Source organism: Methylobacterium sp. Leaf399 (assembly GCF_001424525.1).
Taxonomy (GTDB): Bacteria; Pseudomonadota; Alphaproteobacteria; order Rhizobiales; family Beijerinckiaceae; genus Methylobacterium.
The window spans coordinates 37,582-53,667 of record NZ_LMQK01000008.1 but is presented as its reverse complement, the minus strand read 5'-3'; the positions used below and the strand labels follow the sequence as shown (position 1 = coordinate 53,667).

The window sequence follows — 16,086 nt, the reverse complement described above, 5'->3', positions numbered from 1 at the left end:
CGTGACCTCCACGCCCCCCGTCGTCATACCCGAGCGTTTCAACGCGGCGCGCCATTGCCTCGAACGGCAGGCCGGCCGCTTCCCCGACAAGCCCGCCCTGGTGATGGTCGGGGAGAGCGGGCCGACGCTGCGCCTCACCTACGGCGAGATCGACCGGGCCGTGCGCGGCATCGCCGCCGGCCTCCTCGGCCTCGGCCTCGCGCCGGGCGCGCGGGTCATGATCCGGATGGGCAACGACGCCGACTACGTCCTCGTGTATTTCGGGGCGCTGGCCGCGGGGCTGGTCGCCCTGCCTTCGTCCCCGCAGCTGACGCCGGCGGAGGCCGCCTTCCTGGTGGCTGATTCGGGTGCGGCGGTGGTGGCGGCGAGCCCCGCCTGCGCGCTGACACCGGCCGACCTCGACGGCCGGATCGCGATCGGCCCGGACGAGATCCACGCCATGGCGGAGGGACCGCCGCTGCAGACCTATGCCGACACGGCCGCGGACGATCCGGCCACCCTGGTCTACACCTCCGGCACCACCAGCAGGCCCAAGGGCGTTCTGCACGCCCACCGTGCCGTGCTCGGGCGGCGGCCGATGCACGAGCATTGGCAGGGCCTGGGCGAAGCGGACGTGATGCTGCACGCCGGCACCATGAACTGGACCTACACGCTCGGCGTCGGCATCACCGATCCGTGGGCCTGCGGCGCCACCGCCGTGCTCTACGACGGGCCGCGCGATCCGGCGCGCTGGCCTGGCCTGATCGCCGCGCACGGCGCCACGCTGTTTGCCGCCGTGCCGAGCCTGTACCGACAGATCCTGAAATACGCCGACCTCGGCGCCCACGATCTCAGCCGTCTGCGACACGGCCTCACGGCCGGCGAGGCCCTGCCGCCGGAACTGCTGGCCGCCTGGGAGCGGGCCACCGGCAAGCCGCTCTACGAGGCGCTGGGGATGAGCGAGATCTCCACCTACGTCTCGAGCGGCCCTACGACGCCGGTCCGGCCCGGTTCGCCCGGGCGGCCACAACCGGGCCGGAGGATCGCGATCCTGTCCGAGGACGGCCGAGACCGGCCCCTGCCCCCGGGGGAAGAAGGCCTGCTCGCGGTGCATCGTTCCGAACCCGGCCTCATGCTCGGCTACTGGAACCGGCCGGAGGAGGAGGCCGCCGTGCTGCGCGGGGAGTGGTTCGTCGGCGGCGATCGGGCGAGCATCGACGCGGACGGCTACGTTCGGTTTCATGGGCGGGCAGACGACCTGATGAACGCCCTCGGCTACCGGGTCTCGCCCAACGAGGTCGAGGGCGTGCTGGCCTCCCACCCCGACGTGGCGGAAGTCGGCGTCGCCGAGTGGCGGCCGCGGCCGGACCTCGGCGTCGTCGCCGGCTTCGTGGTGCTCAAGGCCGATGCCACCGCCGACGAAGCCGGGCTCATGGCGTGGTGCTCCGAGCGGCTCGCCGCCTACAAATGCCCGCGGGCGATCCATTTCCTCGACGCCCTGCCGCGCACCGCCAACGGCAAGGTCCAGCGCAAGCGCCTCGCCGAGACCCTGGACCGGTCCGCAACGGCGTCGCCGTGACGGGCAGGCCCCTCGGCTTGTCCGTGGACCCGCCGGCCGATAGAGCGGGCGCGGGTCCGGCACCGATACCCGTCCGGCCGGTCATTCACGCGAACCCGGCCTCATGACCGTCCTGCCCCTCTCGATCTTCATCATCGCCCGCAACGAGGCCGACCGCCTCGGCGCCACCATCGCGGCGGTAAGCGATCTCACCGACGATCTCGTCGTGGTGGATTCCGGGTCGACGGACGGGACCCAGGCCCTGGCCGTGTCCCTGGGCGCCCGCGTCATCCACAACGACTGGCCGGGCTACGGCCCCCAGAAGCGGTTCGCCGAAGAGCAGTGCCGCCACGTCTGGCTCCTGAACCTCGATGCCGACGAGGTGGTGCCGCCGGATCTGGCGCATAGCATCCGTGCGGTGTTCTCGGCCGGCGAGCCGGCGCTGGCCGCCTATCGCCTCGCCATCGCCGAGATCTTTCCCGGAGAAGCGCGCCCGCACCCCTGGGCCTATCGCCTGACACCGGTGCGCCTCTACCGCCGGGATCGCGGACGCTACTCGCCCTCTCCCGTCCACGACCGCGTCGACCTGCAGGCGGGGGTCGAGGCGGGACGCCTGCCCGGGGTGGTCCATCATTTCTCGGTGCGCTCGCTGGGCGACCAGCTCGACAAGCTCAACCGCTATTCCGACCAGCAGGCCGACGACCTCGACGCCCGCGGCGTCACCATCCCGACCTGGCGCCTGTTCGTGGAGCTGCCCGGCAATTTCCTGAAAGCCTACATCGGCCGCCGCCACGCCGTGCGCGGCGCCTACGGCTTCCTCACGGCCATGAACTACGCCATCTCGCGCCACCTGCGCGTGGCCAAGCACTACGAACGGCGCCTCCTGCAGCGCCACAGGGATCCATCCGCCCGCCCGCATGCAAACCGGGTTGACCCACCCGACACGAAATTCTAGAGCGGTGGCCTGCGGAGACGTGGCCGAGCGGCTGAAGGCACTCGTTTGCTAAATGAGCATGCCCCGAAAGGGGTATCGAGGGTTCGAATCCCTCCGTCTCCGCCACTCACGATTTCTCCTCACAACTTCCTGCGGCGTAACAGTTTTCGTTTGCGTTCGCCGCGCAGGCGTTTCCCATTCTTCTCAACGGGGTCGGGTTCCCGAACGACACGGTCGTATCGAGGCGCGGGGAGAGGACGGCCCGAGTGTGACGGTTGTCCCCCGTCACGAGACGAGACTGCGCGCTCCCGAGGCCGAGCGATGCCGTTCCGGACGCTGCGGCTGCGCTCCAAGAGTGGCTTGTGCCCTTCTGCGTCGAGGGCGCCCGACGACGCTATCCCAGCGCTCGGAAGCGACCGCCTCCGTGCTCCGGTGGTCCGGGACGATGGTCGGTTGGCGGAAGGGTCGCCGCCATTCGGCACGTCTCCATCGGGGGCCGCTTCCGGCCAATCGGGTCCGCGGGCGATCCATCGTGTGTCTGACGTCCCAGGGGGGGCCGAGCCATCCGCGACCGTCGCAGGAGAGGGAGTGTCGGCGGGCCGACCCACTTCCCACCGGCAGACATCGGCCCACGGGCGGGCGGGATCGCGGTGCGGCCACGCTGCGTCGCATCCGGATTTGCGCTGGATCAAGGACGCGTCCCGGGCCGGGACTAGGCTGCGTCGTCGGGCAACAACGGACGCTTCCATGTCGGCACTTCAGAACATCAAGAACGTCATCGTCGGACTGACCGAGGAGGGCCAGGAGAACGAGCCCTCCGACGCCATCGGCTACGGGCTGTCGCTCGCGGTGGCGGCGCGAGCGCATCTGACCGTGCAGGCGGCCTCGCCGCGTCTGGTCGTCACCAGCGCCCTCGGGGGAGGTCTGGTCCGTGGCCTCGTCGCCGAGGAGAACCGGCGTCTCGACGGCCTGAGCCGGGCCGTTGCGGACCGGGTCCTCCACGACGCGGCCTTGGCCGGCGTCGCCTGCACCGTGGCCAGCCCGCAGCTGAGGCATCAGGACGTTCTGGCCGCCTTCGCCGCCAGGGCCCGGCTGCACGACCTCACGATCCTGGATTCGGAGGCGCACACCATCGACCTCGACCGCGAGCTGATCGAGGCGACGCTGTTCCGCAGCGGCCGGCCGGTCATCGTCGTGCCGGCCGGCCACGACACCTTTGCCGGGCGGCGCATCGTCATCGCCTGGGATGGCGGCGCGCATGCCGCCAGGGCCGTCAACGACGCGCTCCCGTTCCTGCGGGCGGCCGAGGCCGTCGAGATCGTCTCGGTCGTCGGCGAAAAGGAGCTGCCGACGTCGGTCGCCGGGGCCGAACTGGCGCCGCACCTCGCCCGCCACGGCATTGCCGCCACGGTGAACGACCTGGCACTGAGGCCGGACGGCGATATCGCCGAGACCCTCCGTGGCGAGATCGGTCGCTTCGAGGCGGACATGATGGTGATGGGCGCCTACCGGCACGGCCCGGTGCGCCAATGGATCTTCGGCGGACTGACGCAGTCGCTCATGGAGGCCTGCCCGGTGCCGCTGTTCCTCGCTCACTAAGCGGTCGCCTCACCCACCATCGGACGGCCGCTCGCGACACGGCCCCTTCACGAGCCCGCAGCATCCCATGTGGGAACCGCGCGGTGGATCGAGGGGCGACCAAGCGCTGCCCAACGGGGACTTCCTCACCGGCGGGCGAGGGGCTCCCGGCGGCTGCAGCCGATCCTCGGGGTCGACCGGACGGAGCTGGGGGGATCCGAGAATTCAGCGTTCGAGCGACTTCAGGTAGGCGATCACGTCCGCGACCTGATCGGGATCGAGGCGAAACTCCGGCATGGTCGGGTGCCCGGTGGTGATGCCCTCCGCCAGGGCCTCGCCGAGATCCTCCACCGGATACTTCGTGTGGAGGGTCCGGAACGCGGGCGCGCCCGTGAGCGGGCTCGCATCGGCGCGCCCGACGGCGTGGCATCGCGCGCAGTTCGCCCCGACGAAGGTCTTTCCACGCTGGACCTGCCCGTCTGTCGCGGACGCCCCGGACGGCAGGAGCCCGGCGAGCAGAAGCGAGAGGCAGGCGAGACGCTTGGACATGGGACGGCTCCGGGTTCGATGATCGGCAAAGCCCACGACGGGCCGAATTCGTCGGCTCGCGGTCGACTGATACGGTTTCCGCTTGGATCAAGAGGGAACCGTATCACCGAGCCCGCGCGGCTCCTGAGCGAAGCCCATTTCCGCATCACGAAGTGATCAGCCGGAAATGGTATGACGCACAGTCGGGGATGGCATTCGCAACACCCGCTCAGGTCGGCCGGGTGCCGGGGCCGGTCTCGTAGGCGACGACGTCGATGGCGACCCGCATGTCCGCGGGAGCGGCAGCCTCACCCCAGGCCCAGTCGCGCACCTGCGGCAGGTCCTCCCCGGTGGCGCAGACGTGCTCGCGGTGCAGCGCCAGGAGGTCGCGCAATTCCTCCTCGACGTGCTCGACGCGTGCCCCGAGCCCGGTCGACCACTCGAGGGCGGCGAGCGCCAGGTGATAGCGGTCGAGCCCGTTCAGCACCGCCATGTCGAAGGGGGTCGTGGTCGTGCCCTCCTCGACGAAGCCGTGGACGTGGATGCCCGCATGGTTGGTGCGCCGGTAGGTCAGGCGATGGATCAGCCACGGATAGCCGTGGTAGGCGAACACCACCGGCCGGTCGCGGGTGAACAGGCTGTCGAAGGTGGCGTCGTCGAGCCCGTGCGGATGCATGCCGGGCGACGGCAGCGTCATCAGGTCGACGACGTTCACCACCCGGATCCGGATCGTCGGGATGCGCCGGCGCAGCCATTCGACGGCCGCCAGGGTCTCCATGGTGGGCACGTCCCCGGCGCATGCCATGACCACGTCGGGCTCGGCCCCGCCGTCGTTCGAAGCCCATTCCCACACGCCGATGCCCGCCGTGCAATGCCGGGCCGCCTCGTCCACGCCCAACCACTGCGGGGCCGGCTGCTTGCCGGCGACGACGACGTTGATGCGGTCGTGCGTGCGCAGGCAATGGTCCATCACCCAGAGCAGGCAGTTGGCGTCCGGCGGCAGGTAGACCCGCGCCGTATCGCCCTTCTTGTTGGCGATGAAGTCGATGAAGCCGGGGTCCTGGTGGCTGAAGCCGTTCTGGTCCTGGCGCCAGACGTGCGAGGTCAGCAGGATGTTGAGCGAGGGCACGGGCTTGCGCCAGGCCAGCGCGCGGGAGGCCTTGAGCCACTTGGCGTGCTGGTTCACCATCGAATCGACGATGTGGATGAAAGCCTCGTAGCAGGCGAAGACGCCGTGGCGTCCGGTGAGCAGGTAGCCTTCGAGCCAGCCCTCGCAGAGATGCTCGGACAGGACCTCCATCACCCGCCCCTGCCGGGCGATGTGCTCGTCGGTGGGCAGGATGGCGTCGCGCCACACACGGTCGGTGACGTCGAAGACGGCGTCGAGGCGGTTGGACAGGGTCTCGTCCGGACCCATGACCCGGAAGTTGCGGGCCTCGGCGTTGAGGGCGAGCACGTCGCGCAAGTAGCGGCCGAGGACCCGCGTGCCCTCGGCGACCGCCCTGCCGTGGGACGGCATCGCGACGGCGTAGGCGGCGAGGTCGGGTAGGCGCAGCGGCCGCTGATCGCGCCCGCCGTTGGCGTGCGGATTGGCGCTGAGCCGACGGTCGCCGCGGGGATGCAGGGCGGCCAGCGCCGGCACGAGACGGCCGGCCTCGTCGAAGAGTTCCTCGGGCCGGTAGGAGCGCATCCAGCGCTCCAGGATCGCCAGATGCTCCGGGTTCTCGCGCAGCGCCGCCACCGGGACCTGATGCGACCGCCAGGTCCCCTCCACCGGCTTGCCGTCGACGACCTTCGGCCCGGTCCATCCCTTCGGGCTGCGCAGCACGATCATCGGCCAGGTCGGCCGGCCGACGTCGCGGTGCTGGGCCGCCTCACGGATCTCGGCGATGCGGTCGAGGGCGTCGTCGAGGGCCGTCGCCATGGCCTGGTGCATCGGGCCGGGCTCGTCGCCCTCGACGAACAGCGGCTCGTAGCCGTAGCCGACGAGAAGGCTGCGCAGCTCCGCCGCCGGCATCCGCGCCAGCAGGGTCGGATTCGCGATCTTGTAGCCGTTGAGGTGGAGGATCGGCAGGACGGTGCCGTCGCCGACGGGATCGAGGAACTTCGACGCGTGCCAGGAGGCGGCGAGCGGTCCGGTCTCGGCCTCGCCGTCACCGACCACGCAGGCGACGATCAGGCCCGGGTTGTCGAGCGCCGCCCCGAAGGCGTGGATCAGCGAGTACCCGAGTTCGCCGCCCTCGTGGATGGAGCCGGGCAGTTCCGGCGAGGCGTGGCTCGGGATGCCGCCGGGGAACGAGAACTGCCGGAACAGGCGGCGCATGCCGTCGGTGTCGTGGCCGACATCCGGGTAGACCTCGCTGTAGGTCCGTTCGAGCCAGGCATTGGCCACCAGACCGGGCGCGCCGTGGCCCGGTCCCCACACGGCCATCATGTCGAGGTCGCGCAGGACGATGGCCCGGTTCAGGTGCGCGGAGATGAAGTTCAGGCCAGGCGTCGTACCCCAGTGGCCGAGGAGCCGCGGCTTGACGTGCCCGAGGGTCAAGGGTTCGCGCAGCAGCGGGTTGTCGAGGAGGTAGATCTGGCCGACCGAGAGGTAGTTCGCCGCCCGCCAATAGGCGTCGATGGCCGCAAGGTCGTCCGGCCCGAGGGGGCCGGGCACGACATCGAGATGGACCGGCGCGTCGCCGAGATCGCCGAGGGCGGGAAGCTTCGGATCGCTCGCAACTGGCATCTGGGATTCCCGCGCGCTGGAGGGTGACGCTCCACCCCATCGGCGGCTTTCCTCGCATTCCGTTCCGGCCGGTTCTTTGATCTGGATCATGCCGGGCTCGGCCGGGCCGTGCCACTCGGGGGCTTGCCCGGAGATGCGCGTGATCCTCGTCCTCAATGCCGGTTCGTCCAGCCTGCGCTGCGCTTTGTTCCGGGGCGGCGCGGAGGCCGCCCTCCTGCGCGTCCACGTCGCCGGGATCGGCGGTGCCGATACGCCAACGGTCACGGGCGACCTCGATTTCGACGGCGAGCCGCCGGCCGGGGCCGACATCGTGGCGGTCGCCGGCTGGGTCCTCTCGCGCCTGCGCCGCCGGCCGGACCTCCGCCTCCGGGCGGTCGCTCACCGGATCGTCCACGGCGGCGCCCGCCGGGACGGCCCCGCCCGCATCGATGCAGGCCTCATCGCGGAATTGGAAACGCTGGTCCCGTTCGCCCCGGGCCACCAGCCGCAAGGGCTCGCCTGCATCGCCGCCGTCGACGAGGCATGGCCGGGCGTGGCGCAGGTCGCCTGTTTCGACACCGCCTTCCACCGCACCCAGGACCGCCTCGCACAGATCGAGGCGATCCCGCGCGGCCTGACCGAGGACGGGCTCCTGCGCTTCGGCTTCCACGGCCTGTCCTACGCCCACATCGCGGGGGTGCTGCCCCGGCTCGTCGGCGCGCGGGCCAGGAAACGGGTCGTCGTCGCCCATCTCGGGCACGGCGCCAGCCTCTGCGCCATCGCCGATGGGCGCAGCGTCGCCACCACCATGGGCCTGACGACGCTGGGCGGCCTGATGATGGGCACCCGCTCCGGCACCGTCGATCCGGGCCTCGTGCTCCACCTGATCCGCTCGCGCGGCCTCGGCGCGTCCGAGGTCGCCGACCTCCTCGGCCGGCGCTCGGGCCTGCTCGGCGTCTCGGGCATCAGCGACGATGTCCGGGTCCTGGAGGCCAGCGACGCGCCCGAGGCGCACGAGGCCCTCGACCTGTTCGCCTATCGGATCGCGCGCGAGACCGGCTCGCTGGCCGTTGCCCTCGGCGGTCTCGATGCCTTCGTGTTCACCGGCGGCATCGGCGAGAACGCAGCCTCCATCCGGGCCGCCGTCTGCGCGAGGCTCACGTTCCTCGGCCTCGACCTCGACCCGCAGCGCAATGCCGGTGGCCGTCCGCGCATCGACCGGACCGGCTCGGCCATCCCCATCCTCGTCATTGCCGCCGACGAAGAGCGCCAAATCGCCGACGAGACGTGGGGATTGATCGGTGGGGGCGCGCAACCGCGATGAGAAAGGTGGGTCGACCGCCCGTATCCGGCGCGGCGGATCACCACGTCGCCGCGACGCCGACGTCCCGTCAGGGACGTCGGCCTTTGGGCTTGGCGCGTTTCCTCGCCGGTGCCGGCGGCGGCGGGGTGTCCTCGCCGGCCGAATCCAGATCGGTCGCGACGGGCGCCTGACGCGGCGTCGGCTTCGGCGCCGGCCGGAAACGCGGGCCCTCGTCGGGGTCCGTCACCGCCAGCAGGGGCGCCGGGCCGGGGTCCTTCCTCGGCCGGCCCCGAGGCTTCCTCTCCGGCTCGGCCTTGGGATCGAAGGCGTGCGCGATCACCTTGAGCATCACGCCGGGCAAAGGTTCGCCCTCCAGGTCCCGGCGCGGGGTGAAGCGCATGCCGGCGGGTGCCGCGCCGCCCAGGCCGACCCTGGCGACGAACACCGTCAGTTCCAGCGGAAAATGCGTGAAGACGTGGCGGACGACACCCGGCAGGCGCTTCCAGCGGGCGTCCAGCGGCGCGTCGAGGAGCGCCCGGGCGACGTCGTAATCCGGCTGCCACGCGCTGGTCGGTGGCTCCGCCATGGCGCCGAGCAGCCCCTCGGGGGGGCGGGTTCGCAAAAGCACCGCCTCGTCGCCGCTGCGGATCGCCACGAAGGCGGCGCCCCGGCGCGGCACGCCGGGCACCTTCTTGAGCTTGCGCGGAAACGTCTCCTGGGTGCCCAGCGACCTGGCGCGGCAGGGCGCCATCCACGGACACAGCGCGCAGGCCGGGCGCTTGGGCGTGCACAGGGTTGCGCCCAGGTCCATGACGGCCTGGGCGAAGTCGCCCGGACGGTCCGGAGGCACGAGCTCCTGCGTGAGGGTGCGGATCGCCGGGCGCGCGGCGGGAATCGGGGTCTCGATGGCGAAGAGCCGGGTCACCACCCGCTCGACGTTGCCGTCCACCGCCGCCTCCTGGCGCCCGAAGGCGATCGCCGCGATAGCCCCGGCCGTGTAGGCGCCGACCCCGGGAAGCCTGCGCAAGCCGTCGAGGGTGTCTGGAAAGGCGCCGGCCGCCGCAACAGTCTTGGCGCAGGCGTGCAGGTTGCGGGCGCGCGAGTAGTAGCCGAGCCCGGCCCAGGCCGACATCACCGCCTCCTCGGGCGCCTGCGCCAACGCCGCCACGTCGGGAAACCGCGCCAGGAACGCCGCGAAATACGGCTTGACCGCCGCGATCGTCGTCTGCTGCAGCATCACTTCCGAGAGCCAGACCCGGTAGGGGTCGGGCGATTCGCCGGGGAGTGCCCGCCAGGGCAGGACACGGCGATGCCGGTCGTACCAGGTCAGGAGATCTGTGGCCTGGGGCCGGAGGATCGACGCGTCGGACGCTGGCATGCGGCACGGTCCTTACGCGCAAGCTCGCCGTGGGTCCAAGCCTCCGTCCGAATGCGGCCGAGGGAAGCCCGGCGCCTCGACCGGAGCGGACGCGCCGTGATAGCCACGCTCGATCGCCACGCTTGGCCACCGCCTTCGAGAACAGGCCGTCATGCTCACGACCCAGGACCTCCTCACGACCCAGGACCTCCTCACGACCCAGGACCTCATTCTCATCGAAGCGCGGGTCACCAACGAGGGGCCGAACGTCGGCCTCGCCTACGGCCTGTGGTTTGTCCTCGGCTTCCTGTCGGGGCACCGTTTCTACCTCGGCCGACCGATCTCGGCGATCTGCCAGATCGTGTTGTTCGTGGTGCTCATCGGGTTCGTCTGGCTCCTGGTGGACGCCTTCCTGATCCCCGGCATGGTCCGCGCCAAGCAGGCCGAGATCCGCGACCGTCTCGTCGCCCAGGCCCTGGCCAGGCTGTGATGCGCGGCGCCTCGGGCCGATCGGCCGTCGTGGGCGCCTGCGCCGGACACAAGATGCGGGGCTGAGGCGATGGCACGGATCAAGCCGCTGGCGGAACTGCTCGACTCCTGCGTCGGCAAGGCCTTTGCCGCGCAGGGCTTCGCCTCCACCGACATCATCGCGGCCTGGCCCGAGATCGTCGGCGAGCGCCTCGCCCGCTTCTGCCAGCCCTCCAGGATCGAATGGCCGCGGGGCAAGCGCGGCAACGAGAACGGCCGGCCCGACCCCGGCGCCCTGATCGTGCGCGTCGAAGGTGCGTTCGCCCTTGAACTACAGCACCTCGCCCCGGTGGTGATCCAGCGGGTCAACGCCCACTACGGCTGGGCCTGCATCGGCCGGATCGTGCTGCGGCAGGGCCGGATCGAACGCCCCGCCCGTCGCCAGCCCCCCACTCCCCTCGACCCCGCCCGCCGCGGCGAAGTGGCGCTCGCGGTCTCCCGGATCGAGGACGACGGCCTGCGCGACGCCCTCGACCGCCTCGGGATCGCCATCGTCTCGGACACGCCCCGACGTTGAAGCGACGCCCATGCCTTGTCAGGCGGGCGAGAGGATTCTACCGCAGGCACCGACAGTTCGCTCACGAGCACGCCAGCGGAGCCTGACCCATGATCACCCGGCGCGACGCCCTCACCTTCACCGGCTTCGCCATCGGCGCCGCCGTCCTCCTGCCGCGCTTGTCCCTGGAGGCCCTGGCGCAGGAATCCCCTGCGGCCAACCTTTCGACGCTGATGGAGCCCGGCCCGCTGGGCGACGTCTGGCTCGGTCCCAAGGACGCCAAGGTCACGATCATCGAGTACGCCTCGATGACCTGCTCGCATTGCGCGGCCTTCCACCGCCAGACCTGGCCGACCCTGAAGGAACGCTACATCGACACCGGCAAGGTCCGCTTCACCCTGCGTGAGTTCCCCCTCGATCCGCTGGCCACCGCCGCCTTCATGCTGGCGCGCTGCGAGGGCGACGCGAAATACTATCCGATCACCGACCTCCTATTCGACCAGCAGGCGAACTGGGCCTACGTCCAGAAGCCGCAATCGCCGGTGGACGCCATGGAGCAGATGCTGCGTCAGGCCGGCTACTCGAAGGAGAAGTTCGAGGCCTGCCTCAAGGACCAGAAGGTCTACAGCGCGGTGAACGCGGTCAAGCAGCGGGGAATGGACGTCTACAAGGTCGATTCGACGCCGACGTTCTTCATCAACGGCGAGCGCTACAAGGGCGAGATGTCGATCGAGGGAATGGAGAAGGTGATCAAGCCGATTCTCGGCGCCTGAGGTTCGTCATCGGCCGTCGTGGCTCCGTTCCGTCTGGATCGGAGCGTTCGTCGGCCGGTTTCGACGTGCAAGCCTCGGTGGCTCCCTGCGCCCGGCGCATGGCCTTGCCGGCGACCTCGACCGATCTTCCGAAAACCTTGAAAAACCCGCGAATTCACGATCTGGGTCAACAACTTAGATCAACCGTGCGGCGCCTTGACACCCAAGATAGGCGAAACTATGGTGCGCCGCGCTTCAGGGGGCCGTCAGGTCGGTTCCCCTCGCTCTCGCCAATGTGAGTTTTCGCCGTGAGCGGCAACGAACCTAGCGACGGGCGTAGGGCATCGCCGGATGAGGCACGGGACGGCGACCTCGCTGCGAGGCTCCGGCGGCTCGAAACGCGGATCGAGCGGACGCAGCGCGATGCTGGTTCCTCTCCATCGCAGCGTTCCGGTTCTTCCACCGGGCCTTCTCCCCTCGGTCAGGCGATGCGGCTCTCGACCGAGTTCATGGCCGGTGTCCTGGCAGGAGGCATCCTGGGCTGGATGGCCGATCATTTCCTGGGGACGAAACCCTGGGGGCTGATCGTCCTGTTGATGCTGGGCTTCGCAACCGGCGTCTACAACGTCATGCGTGCGTCGGGATCGCTCTCGAAGCCGCCGAGCTGAAGGCCGGGCTTCCCGAGGGGAGCCGGGCGGACAACCGCCGCCCGCGATGGCGGCACATGAGAATGGCTAAGGCGCGCGTCGCGCCGGGTTTCAGAAGGACGGGAGCGGCAATGGCCGTAAAGATGGATCCGATCCACCAGTTCGAACTGAAGCCATTGGTTTCCTTCGGCCATATCGGGAACCAGGAGATCGCGTTCACGCAATCGTCCCTCTACATGTTCGCCGCCGTCGGCATCATCGCGTTGCTCACGATCGTCGCGACCGCGCAGCGGTCGGTGGTCCCGGGGCGGATGCAGTCGGTCGCCGAGATCTTCTACGACTTCATCGGCTCGACCTTGCGCCAGTCGGCCGGCCACGGCAGCGAGCGGTTCATGCCGCTGATCTTCTCGCTGTTCATGTTCGTCCTCGTCCTGAACATGCTCGGCATGATCCCCTACGCCTTCGCGGTGACGAGCCACATCATCGTCACCTTCGCGCTGGCCCTGCTGGTGATCGGCACCGTCATCGTCTACGGGTTCATGGCGCATGGCACCGGCTTCCTGAAGGTGTTCGTGCCGTCGGGCGTGCCCGGCTGGCTGATGCCGATGATCGTCGCCATCGAGATCGTGTCGTTCATCTCGCGGCCGATCAGCCTCGCCGTCCGTCTGTTCGCCAACGTGCTCGCCGGGCACATCGCGCTCAAGATCTTCGCGGGCTTCGTGCCGGCGCTGCTGGCGGCCGGCGCCTGGGGCATCATTTCGCCCCTGCCGCTCGCTTTGAGCATCGCGGTCACCGCCCTCGAGTTCCTCGTCGCCGGTCTGCAGGCCTACGTCTTCGCGACGCTGGCCTCGATCTACTTGAGCGACGCCCTGCATCCCGGCCACTGAGGCGCGGCCCGGATACCCCTTTCGTCCCCGGCCCGCGGTCGCAGGCCGGATTTCTCTCCACGCAACGCACGCAAGCGACCCTTAGGAGCACTTTGATGGATCCCTTAGCCGCCAAGTACATCGGCGCCGGCCTGGCCTGTCTCGGCATGGCGGGTGCCGCCATCGGCCTCGGCAATCTCTTCGGCCAGTTCTACGCCGGCGCCCTGCGCAACCCCTCGGCCGCCGACGGCCAGCGCGGCAACCTGCTCCTCGGGTTCGCCCTGACGGAAGCGCTCGGCATCTTCTCGCTGCTCGTGGCGCTGCTGCTGCTGTTCGCGGTCTGATCCAGGCCAGCGACCCTCTCACGGCCGGGTGGAGCGACCTTCGGGTCACCTTTCCCGGCCGTCTCCACGCATTTCTCGACAGACGACACGTCTCCCGACAGACGACACCTCGCGCTCGCGACGTTTAAGCGAAGGACGACATGGCTCAGCCGGCCCCCTCGACCGACACCCACCAGGCCACCGTCGTGGTGCCCGCGTCCGAGCATGGCGGCGGCTTTCCGCCGTTCGAGAGCCATACCTTCCTCTCGCAGCTCATCTGGCTCGCCCTCGCCTTCGGGCTTCTCTACTACCTGATGGACAAGGTCGCGCTGCCCCGGATCCAGGGCATCCTGCACGACCGCGCCACCCGTCTTTCCAAGGATCTCGACGAGGCCCACCGCATGAAGACGGAGGCCGAGGCCGCCGGCGCGGCCTACGAGAAATCCCTGCAGGATGCGCAGGCCAAGGCGCGCGCCATCGCCCAGGAGACCCGCACCGCCCTCGCCCAGGAGACCGATGCCAAGCGCAAGGCCCTCGAAGGCGAGTTGAACGAGCGGCTCGCGGCCTCCGAAGCCACCATCAAGGCCCGCACCACCGAGGCCATGGGCAGCGTGCGCGGCATCGCCAGCGAGACCGCTGCGGCCATCGTCGAGCGCCTGACCGGTCAGACGCCCGACCAGGCCGCCCTGGACCGCGCCCTCGACAGGGCCGCCGGCGCCCACTGACCCGAACGGGTCGGCCTTACAACGGACAATCGCGTCCGCGCCCGTGGCGCCGGATGCCGGGAAATTGGGACGACACGCATGTTGATGGAAGCGGAATTCTGGGTTGCGGCCGCCTTCGTGCTGTTCATGGTCGTGGTCTGGAAGGTCGGCGGCTTCGACCAGCTGACCAAGGGCCTCGACGGTCGTGCCAAGCGCGTCCGGGCCGAGCTCGACGAAGCCCGCCGCCTGCGTGAGGAGGCCGCCGGCGTGCTCGCCGACTACAAGCGCCGCCGCACCGAGGCCGAGCGCGAGGCCGAGGCCATCGTCGCCGGCGCCAAGGCGGAAGCCGAGCGCATCGCCGCCGAGAGCCACGAGCGCCTGAACGATTTCATCGCCCGGCGCACCAAGTCCGCCGAATCCAAGATCGCCCAGGCCGAGGCTCAGGCCACCGCCCAGGTCCGTGCCGCGGCCGCCGACACGGCCGTGCAGGTCTCCGAGGTGATCCTCAAGGAGCGCATGCAGGGCGACGCCGCCCAGGATCTGGTGCGCCTCAGTCTCGGTGAGGTCCGCAACCGCCTCCGCGCCTGATCGGGCAACGGGTGATCGATCAAAAGCCGCCTCCGGGCGGCTTTTTTCGTTCGGGGGGCGGATGGAGAAAAAAGACGATCACCCCGAGAAGGCGATGGCCCTGGCGAACGCCGCCCCGAAACCGGCCAACGGCACGGCGATCACGGTCGGCTCCTTGGCGTCCTGCTTCATCCCGCTGACGCTGAGCGTCTTGGCCGTCTTCATGGTGTCGGTGGCGAGCGTCGGCAGGCTGATCGGCACGAGGCAGCCGTCGAGCGTGCAGAGGGCGTAGGGGGCGCCCTTGCCGAGCACGGTTTCGTCGAGCTTGAAGCCGATGCCCGGCTCGATCGCATAGCCGAACGGCATCAGGATGGTGCCCTCGGCGCGGCCCTCCACCGGCGGCTTCAGTTCGATGACGAATTCGCGCTTGCCGGTGCGGGCGTTGCCCTGGGCCTGGGTCACGAGGCAGGTGGGCTTTCCCTCGGGACGGGCGCAGGTCATCGTCCAGTCGCCGTAGCTTTCGCTGATCGCGCTGGCCCCTTCCGGCCAGACGGATTTGACGGACGCGGGCTTTTCGGGCGCCGCAGCCTTCGGCGGTGGTTTGCGCGGACGCGGCTTGGGGGCGGCCGCGGTAGGTGCCTCGGGCGCCTCCTGGATCTCCTGCGCGAGGGCGCCGGGTACCATCCAGACGGCAAGGATGACCGATACGAGGCCGTGGGCGAGGCAGCGAGACGACGTCATGGAATCCTTGATCCGAAGGCGGGACGAGGCGGCCATATCGATCGTCGGACCGGCCTTGCGAGCGAGGGCGGCGCCTGCGCCGGTCCCGGGTGGCGGCGTCGATCCGGTGCCGGCCGTACGACGAAAATCCTCGCCCGCTCTAGCCGGGCGACCCGGCCTTCGCAACACATGCCCCACGGCGGTGGCCGCAAGCGCGACCAGGCTAGTGGACGGCGCAGCCCCTGGTCAGCGAGGAGGCCCACGCCACCCGCGCGGTGTAGAAGATCTGGCCACACTCGCTGATGATGTCGATGCTCCAGCCGGCGGTGACGTCGCGATAGGCGTCCGAGCAACGCCGGCAGGCCAGGGCGAGGCGATCCGCGATGGTCACGGCCACGGCGAGATCCGTCGTTTCGAGGGCGTTGCCGTCGCACCAGATGGTGGTGTCCGGCGAACGAATCCGCAGGTGGAAGACCGACACGCCGACGCCCCCGTCCGCCCGCGGCCGAGTACCGCGGTCGGTCGAATAAGCG

At 70.2% G+C, this 16,086-nt stretch carries 17 protein-coding genes and 1 tRNA gene; 13 read left to right on the top strand and 5 right to left on the bottom strand.

All coding sequences use genetic code 11. From position 1 onward, the window contains the following. Position 1: 1 nt before the first annotated feature. The 4 genes from ASG40_RS07500 to ASG40_RS07485 all read left to right on the top strand — a co-directional run bounded on the left by ASG40_RS07500 (position 2) and on the right by ASG40_RS07485 (position 4,070). Positions 2–1,558 carry an acyl-CoA synthetase gene (locus ASG40_RS07500; RefSeq protein WP_055883110.1) on the top strand — a complete coding sequence of 519 codons (1,557 nt, stop codon included), beginning with the start codon at positions 2–4 and terminating at the stop codon, positions 1,556–1,558. A gap of 103 nt (positions 1,559–1,661) precedes the next feature. Next, complete coding sequence (locus ASG40_RS07495; protein WP_055883107.1) at positions 1,662–2,492, top strand: glycosyltransferase family 2 protein; 831 nt, start codon at positions 1,662–1,664, stop codon at positions 2,490–2,492. Positions 2,493–2,505: 13 nt separating this feature from the next. Further along, positions 2,506–2,597 (top strand) — tRNA-Ser (locus ASG40_RS07490). Positions 2,598–3,218: 621 nt separating this feature from the next. Further along, positions 3,219–4,070: a universal stress protein gene (locus tag ASG40_RS07485; protein ID WP_055883106.1), complete on the top strand. Its 852-nt coding sequence runs from the start codon at positions 3,219–3,221 to the stop codon at positions 4,068–4,070. A gap of 204 nt (positions 4,071–4,274) precedes the next feature. Here ASG40_RS07485 and ASG40_RS07480 read toward each other — a convergent pair whose 3' ends face one another. Together ASG40_RS07480 and ASG40_RS07475 are read right to left on the bottom strand one after the other, a co-directional pair. Continuing rightward, entirely contained in the window at positions 4,275–4,598 is a 324-nt protein-coding gene (locus tag ASG40_RS07480; RefSeq protein WP_055883105.1) for a c-type cytochrome, read from the bottom strand. A 208-nt stretch (positions 4,599–4,806) separates the two neighbouring features. After that, positions 4,807–7,311, bottom strand: a complete 2,505-nt coding sequence (locus ASG40_RS07475; RefSeq protein WP_055883103.1) for a phosphoketolase family protein — start codon at positions 7,309–7,311, stop codon at positions 4,807–4,809. 133 nt (positions 7,312–7,444) lie between these two features. On the opposite strand from ASG40_RS07475, the gene ASG40_RS07470 reads away from it, so the two are divergent. Beyond that, positions 7,445–8,614: an acetate/propionate family kinase gene (locus ASG40_RS07470; protein WP_055883101.1), complete on the top strand. Its 1,170-nt coding sequence runs from the start codon at positions 7,445–7,447 to the stop codon at positions 8,612–8,614. Positions 8,615–8,681: 67 nt separating this feature from the next. On the opposite strand, the gene mutY is transcribed toward ASG40_RS07470, so the two are convergent. Continuing rightward, positions 8,682–9,971 (bottom strand): A/G-specific adenine glycosylase, encoded by a 1,290-nt coding sequence (gene mutY / locus ASG40_RS07465; protein WP_055883099.1) that lies wholly within the window; start codon positions 9,969–9,971, stop codon positions 8,682–8,684. Between the two features lie 151 nt (positions 9,972–10,122). Here mutY and ASG40_RS07460 point away from each other — a divergent pair, with 151 nt between their 5' ends. The 8 genes from ASG40_RS07460 (at position 10,123) to ASG40_RS07425 (ending at position 14,854) form a co-directional block, all read left to right on the top strand. Then, complete coding sequence (locus ASG40_RS07460) at positions 10,123–10,440, top strand: TM2 domain-containing protein (RefSeq protein ID WP_055883097.1); 318 nt, start codon at positions 10,123–10,125, stop codon at positions 10,438–10,440. A gap of 69 nt (positions 10,441–10,509) precedes the next feature. Continuing rightward, complete coding sequence (locus tag ASG40_RS07455) at positions 10,510–10,995, top strand: DUF721 domain-containing protein (RefSeq protein WP_055883096.1); 486 nt, start codon at positions 10,510–10,512, stop codon at positions 10,993–10,995. 89 nt (positions 10,996–11,084) lie between these two features. Further along, the gene (locus tag ASG40_RS07450) at positions 11,085–11,747 is read left to right on the top strand and encodes a DsbA family protein (RefSeq protein ID WP_055883093.1); all 663 of its coding nucleotides are present in this window, start codon (positions 11,085–11,087) and stop codon (positions 11,745–11,747) included. 467 nt (positions 11,748–12,214) lie between these two features. Continuing rightward, positions 12,215–12,394: an AtpZ/AtpI family protein gene (locus ASG40_RS22515; RefSeq protein WP_443136592.1), complete on the top strand. Its 180-nt coding sequence runs from the start codon at positions 12,215–12,217 to the stop codon at positions 12,392–12,394. 110 nt (positions 12,395–12,504) lie between these two features. Further along, a complete protein-coding gene (locus ASG40_RS07440) occupies positions 12,505–13,260 on the top strand; it encodes a F0F1 ATP synthase subunit A (RefSeq protein WP_055883089.1) in 756 nt (251 codons plus the stop codon). Positions 13,261–13,355: 95 nt separating this feature from the next. After that, entirely contained in the window at positions 13,356–13,583 is a 228-nt protein-coding gene (locus tag ASG40_RS07435) for a F0F1 ATP synthase subunit C (protein ID WP_018044493.1), read from the top strand. A 140-nt stretch (positions 13,584–13,723) separates the two neighbouring features. Then, complete coding sequence (locus tag ASG40_RS07430) at positions 13,724–14,287, top strand: F0F1 ATP synthase subunit B family protein (protein WP_055883087.1); 564 nt, start codon at positions 13,724–13,726, stop codon at positions 14,285–14,287. An 81-nt stretch (positions 14,288–14,368) separates the two neighbouring features. After that, positions 14,369–14,854: a F0F1 ATP synthase subunit B family protein gene (locus ASG40_RS07425; RefSeq protein ID WP_200944216.1), complete on the top strand. Its 486-nt coding sequence runs from the start codon at positions 14,369–14,371 to the stop codon at positions 14,852–14,854. Between the two features lie 78 nt (positions 14,855–14,932). Here ASG40_RS07425 and ASG40_RS07420 read toward each other — a convergent pair whose 3' ends face one another. Continuing rightward, positions 14,933–15,574, bottom strand: coding sequence for an invasion associated locus B family protein (locus ASG40_RS07420; RefSeq protein WP_055883159.1), 642 nt, complete (start codon positions 15,572–15,574; stop codon positions 14,933–14,935). A 202-nt stretch (positions 15,575–15,776) separates the two neighbouring features. Next, a complete protein-coding gene (locus ASG40_RS07415; RefSeq protein WP_055883083.1) occupies positions 15,777–16,034 on the bottom strand; it encodes a hypothetical protein in 258 nt (85 codons plus the stop codon). Positions 16,035–16,086: the final 52 nt, after the last annotated feature.

What these genes read in the sequence shown, in the direction of transcription:
- ASG40_RS07495 (WP_055883107.1), top strand. Translation starts at nt 1,662, where the DNA reads ATGACCGTCCTGCCCCTCTCGATCTTCATCATCGCCCGCAACGAGGCC.
- ASG40_RS07485 (WP_055883106.1), top strand. Translation starts at nt 3,219, where the DNA reads ATGTCGGCACTTCAGAACATCAAGAACGTCATCGTCGGACTGACCGAG.
- ASG40_RS07480 (WP_055883105.1), bottom strand. Translation starts at nt 4,598, where the DNA reads ATGTCCAAGCGTCTCGCCTGCCTCTCGCTTCTGCTCGCCGGGCTCCTG.
- ASG40_RS07475 (WP_055883103.1), bottom strand. Translation starts at nt 7,311, where the DNA reads ATGCCAGTTGCGAGCGATCCGAAGCTTCCCGCCCTCGGCGATCTCGGC.
- ASG40_RS07470 (WP_055883101.1), top strand. Translation starts at nt 7,445, where the DNA reads ATGCGCGTGATCCTCGTCCTCAATGCCGGTTCGTCCAGCCTGCGCTGC.
- mutY (WP_055883099.1), bottom strand. Translation starts at nt 9,971, where the DNA reads ATGCCAGCGTCCGACGCGTCGATCCTCCGGCCCCAGGCCACAGATCTC.
- ASG40_RS07460 (WP_055883097.1), top strand. Translation starts at nt 10,123, where the DNA reads ATGCTCACGACCCAGGACCTCCTCACGACCCAGGACCTCCTCACGACC.
- ASG40_RS07455 (WP_055883096.1), top strand. Translation starts at nt 10,510, where the DNA reads ATGGCACGGATCAAGCCGCTGGCGGAACTGCTCGACTCCTGCGTCGGC.
- ASG40_RS07450 (WP_055883093.1), top strand. Translation starts at nt 11,085, where the DNA reads ATGATCACCCGGCGCGACGCCCTCACCTTCACCGGCTTCGCCATCGGC.
- ASG40_RS22515 (WP_443136592.1), top strand. Translation starts at nt 12,215, where the DNA reads ATGCGGCTCTCGACCGAGTTCATGGCCGGTGTCCTGGCAGGAGGCATC.
- ASG40_RS07440 (WP_055883089.1), top strand. Translation starts at nt 12,505, where the DNA reads ATGGCCGTAAAGATGGATCCGATCCACCAGTTCGAACTGAAGCCATTG.
- ASG40_RS07435 (WP_018044493.1), top strand. Translation starts at nt 13,356, where the DNA reads ATGGATCCCTTAGCCGCCAAGTACATCGGCGCCGGCCTGGCCTGTCTC.
- ASG40_RS07430 (WP_055883087.1), top strand. Translation starts at nt 13,724, where the DNA reads ATGGCTCAGCCGGCCCCCTCGACCGACACCCACCAGGCCACCGTCGTG.
- ASG40_RS07420 (WP_055883159.1), bottom strand. Translation starts at nt 15,574, where the DNA reads ATGACGTCGTCTCGCTGCCTCGCCCACGGCCTCGTATCGGTCATCCTT.